Annotated in this window: 6 protein-coding genes and 1 tRNA gene; 4 read left to right on the top strand and 3 right to left on the bottom strand. The window is 52.0% G+C overall.

Annotated features, from left to right (window positions below; translation table 11 throughout):
• Positions 1-158: 158 nt before the first annotated feature.
• The 3 genes from HMPREF3066_RS03280 to HMPREF3066_RS03270 form a co-directional block, all read right to left on the bottom strand.
• Positions 159-485, bottom strand: a complete 327-nt coding sequence (locus HMPREF3066_RS03280; protein WP_070440419.1) for a rhodanese-like domain-containing protein — start codon at positions 483-485, stop codon at positions 159-161.
• Positions 486-584: 99 nt separating this feature from the next.
• Positions 585-1,241: a protein-L-isoaspartate O-methyltransferase family protein gene (locus tag HMPREF3066_RS03275; RefSeq protein WP_070440417.1), complete on the bottom strand. Its 657-nt coding sequence runs from the start codon at positions 1,239-1,241 to the stop codon at positions 585-587.
• A 102-nt stretch (positions 1,242-1,343) separates the two neighbouring features.
• Entirely contained in the window at positions 1,344-1,847 is a 504-nt protein-coding gene (locus HMPREF3066_RS03270) for a GAF domain-containing protein (RefSeq protein ID WP_099048406.1), read from the bottom strand.
• A 183-nt stretch (positions 1,848-2,030) separates the two neighbouring features.
• On the opposite strand from HMPREF3066_RS03270, the gene tpiA reads away from it, so the two are divergent.
• From tpiA to HMPREF3066_RS03250, 4 genes are all read left to right on the top strand, one after another.
• Positions 2,031-2,804 carry a triose-phosphate isomerase gene (gene tpiA, locus HMPREF3066_RS03265; protein WP_003759302.1) on the top strand — a complete coding sequence of 258 codons (774 nt, stop codon included), beginning with the start codon at positions 2,031-2,033 and terminating at the stop codon, positions 2,802-2,804.
• 7 nt (positions 2,805-2,811) lie between these two features.
• Entirely contained in the window at positions 2,812-3,174 is a 363-nt protein-coding gene (secG, locus tag HMPREF3066_RS03260) for a preprotein translocase subunit SecG (protein WP_070440415.1), read from the top strand.
• 13 nt (positions 3,175-3,187) lie between these two features.
• A tRNA-Leu gene (locus tag HMPREF3066_RS03255) sits at positions 3,188-3,273 on the top strand.
• 220 nt (positions 3,274-3,493) lie between these two features.
• On the top strand, positions 3,494-3,758 hold a 265-nt coding region (locus tag HMPREF3066_RS03250; protein WP_070866100.1), incomplete at its 3' end, for an Arm DNA-binding domain-containing protein.

Genomic DNA, 3,758 nt, shown 5'->3' with positions numbered 1-3,758 from the left:
TGAGTGTCCAAGATTTGGGGGCCAGTTCAAAACCGAATCAGGGTTTTCAGACGACCTTTTAGCGTTTAAATTTAAATCAGGACAAGGCGACGAAGCCACAGACAGTACAGATAGTACGGCGAGGCAACGCCGTACTGGTTTAAAGTTAATCCACTATATCAATATCTCGCCATCGTCCCATCCACCTGCAAGGCCCAAGCATCAATCCCGCCTTGCAGGTTGAACAGATTTTCAAAACCCGCGTCCGCCAGATACATCGCCGTATGCAGGCTGCGGATGCCGTGGTGGCAGTAAACCACAATCGGAAAATCGTCGTCGGGCAGCTCGTTTTGGCGCAGCGGAATCAGGTTCATCGGGATATGGATGGCGTCAGGCAGGGCACAGACGGCGGTTTCCTCGTCGGTGCGCACATCCAGCAGATGGAACGCGCGGCCTTCTTCCTGCCATTGTTGCAGTTGCAGCGGGGTGAGTTGCGGGATCGTCATGATGTTGTGTGTGTGAAATGATGGAGACGATGAAAGGTCGTCTGAAAACGTTTCGCCATGTCCGGCTGGTTTTCAGACGACCTTTGATTTCAAAAAAGATTAAAAATCGAAATCGCCGAAAGGACGGTTTTCTTTGTCGTCCAAATGCGCGACCAGCGTGTCGAACAAGACTTTTTCTTCAAATTCGTTGCCCTTGCGCGTAATCAGCAGCGCGCGCTGTACCGGCCGGCGGCCGACGATGACTGCCATGCGGCCGCCGTCTTTCAACTGTTCTTTCAATACGTCAGGCACGCGGTCCACCGCGCCGCCGACGTAAACCGCATCAAACGGCGCGCCCGCGGAAGGCTCGGTCAGCCCGTTGTTTTGCACATAATCGATATTGTCCAAAGCCAAGCCGTCCAACACTGCTTTGGCGCGGTTTTGCTGCTCGGCATCGAGGTCGTCTGAAACCACTTTGCCCGCCAGTTTCGCCAAAAGCGCGGTCGCATAGCCCGAACCCGTGCCGATTTCCAAAACCGTATCGGTTTTGGTCAGCTTCAAACCCTGCGCCAACCGCGCTACGATTTTCGGCTCGAGCATCTTATGACCGTTGGCAAGCGGCAGCTCCATGTCGGCATACGCCAACCCCTGCAAAGACTCGCTCACGAAACGCTCGCGCGGAATCTCCTCTAAAGCGTCCAAAACGTCAAAATCCAATACATCCCACGGACGGATTTGCTGTTCGACCATATTGAACCGCGCTTTTTCAAAATCCATTTTGTGCTCCGTTAAATAATTGTTTTAGCAATGGCAGACATTATAAAACCACACTCCCGCCGCGCCAACTTCAGCGCGCGCCGCCCGCCCGTTTTTTCGGTCTCAAGCCGCCTGACGCGAAGCCTTAAACCGCTTCTCCAAAATCTTCGCCAGTTCGCCCAAATACAAAGCATCCGTTTCATCAAACTGTGCCAAATGCTTGCTGTCCACATCCAACACACCAATACAGAGGTCGTCTGAAAACAGCGGAACCACAATTTCCGAACGCGACAAAGACGAGCAGGCAATATGGTCGGGATGCGCATTGACATCTTTGACGACCATCGTCTCGCCCTTCGCCCAAGCCTGACCGCACACCCCGCGTCCGAACGAAATCCGCGTACACGCCAAAGGCCCCTGAAACGGCGCCAAAACCAATTCGTCCGTACGCGTATCGACCAAATAAAAACCCACCCAAAACCAGCCGAACGCTTCCTTCAAAACCGCCGCCGTGTTCGCCAAATTCGCCACCCAATCCGTCTCGTCCGCCACCACAGACTCAATCTGCGGCAATACCTCCCGATAAAGCGCAGCCTTGTCCGAAGCCGAAAAATGAAGCGCGTGCATAGCCATGTCCTATATATGTGTATATCAAGCAGTTATTATAAAACAGGTCGTCTGAAACAGCATTTCAGACGACCCCGGGCATCCCGTTTCAAGTTGCTAACCCGTCGCATATCCACTAAACTTCACGTTACATCGCGCTACACGCAGCGTACAGCCAAAGAAACACAACACGGAGCAAAAAAGATGTATCACCAAATCGGAATGTGGGATCAAAAATGGGTCATCGGCAACTGGAAAATGAACGGCCGACTCCAAAACAACAACGCACTCATGCACCGCTTCCGCATCATGCCCACCGCCGAACGCGTCCTCATCGGCCTCGCCGCCCCGACCGTTTACCTGTTGCAACTGCACAACGCCATGCAGATTGTCCTCAACAACCGCATCCTCACCTGCGCCCAAGACGTCAGCCGCTTTCCCAACAACGGTGCCTACACAGGCGAAGTTTCCGCAGAAATGCTCGCCGACATCGGCACAGACATCGTCCTCATCGGACACTCCGAACGAAGCCTCTATTTCGGTGAGAAAAACGAAATCCAACGCCGCAAAATGGAAAACGTCCTCAACGTAGGCCTCATTCCCCTATTGTGCGTCGGCGAAAGCCTCGAAGAACGCGAAGCCGGCAAAGAACACGAAGTCATCGCCCACCAACTCTCCGTATTGCATGGACTGAACACCAAAAACATCGCCGTCGCCTACGAACCGGTATGGGCAATCGGCACCGGCAAAGTCGCCACCGTAGAACAAATTGCCGACATGCACGCATTCATCTACAAAGAAATCTTGTCTTTGTGCGGAAGCGATGTTAAAATCCGCGTTCTTTACGGCGGAAGTGTGAAAGCAGACAATGCAGCCGACATCTTCGCAGTACCTCATGTAGACGGCGCATTGGTTGGCGGCGCGTCATTATCGTATGACTCATTTACCGCCATCATCAACGCAGCGCAAGCCTCGTAGAAAACATATGGAAGCCTTTAAAACCTTTATCTGGATTATTAATATTATTTCCGCTTTGTCGGTGATTGTGTTAGTATTGCTGCAACACGGCAAAGGCGCGGACGCAGGCGCGACCTTCGGGTCAGGCAGCGGCAGCGCACAGGGCGTATTCGGTTCCGCAGGCAACGCAAACTTCCTGAGCCGCGCAACCGCCATCGCAGCGACTTTCTTCTTCGCAACCTGCATGGCAATGGTTTATATCCATACCCATACAAACAAACACGGTTTGGACTTCAGCAATGTGAAACAAACCCAGCAGGCTCCTAAACCTGCTGCTCCCGCTGAAAACCAACCCGCACCTGCTGCACCCGCTCCTCAGCAGCAGAAATAAAAGTTTTTCAAATGCCGACATGGTGAAATTGGTAGACACGCTATCTTGAGGGGGTAGTGGCCGTAGGCTGTGCGAGTTCAAATCTCGCTGTCGGCACCAACACACAAAAACGCTTAGAAATTCTAGGCGTTTTTTTTCGTTTAATACCGTCTAATACCATCAACCAAGCCTAATAAATACAAGGCTTTCAGACTGATTGCTATCCTATTGTCTTCTTCCTGATTGTATAATTCCGTCTAATTCAGCTTAATTGAAGCAACCAATATTAGGGAGTATGATTCGGGGTATCTGAAAACACCCCCTAAAACATACCCCCACCATGCCACTGAATGACCGACAAATCAAAAACGCCAAGCCCGCCGAAACAGGGAAAAAAACCAAGCTGTTTGACGGCGGTGGTTTGTACCTTGAAATTACACCGGCGGGCGGGAAAGTTTTCCGCCTGAAATACCGTATAGACGGCAAAGAGAAAACATTTACTATCGGCAAATATCCGACCATATCACTGGTAGAAGCCCGCCAAGCCGCTGAAAACGCCCGCCGTTTGCTTGTATCGGGGCAAGACCCCAGCGAAGCCAAGCAAC

It is taken from the genome of Neisseria sp. HMSC03D10, assembly GCF_001807625.1.
Taxonomy (GTDB): domain Bacteria; phylum Pseudomonadota; class Gammaproteobacteria; order Burkholderiales; family Neisseriaceae; genus Neisseria; species Neisseria mucosa.
Note: the sequence above shows the minus strand (reverse complement) of the source record. Positions and strands in the feature narration are given on the sequence as shown.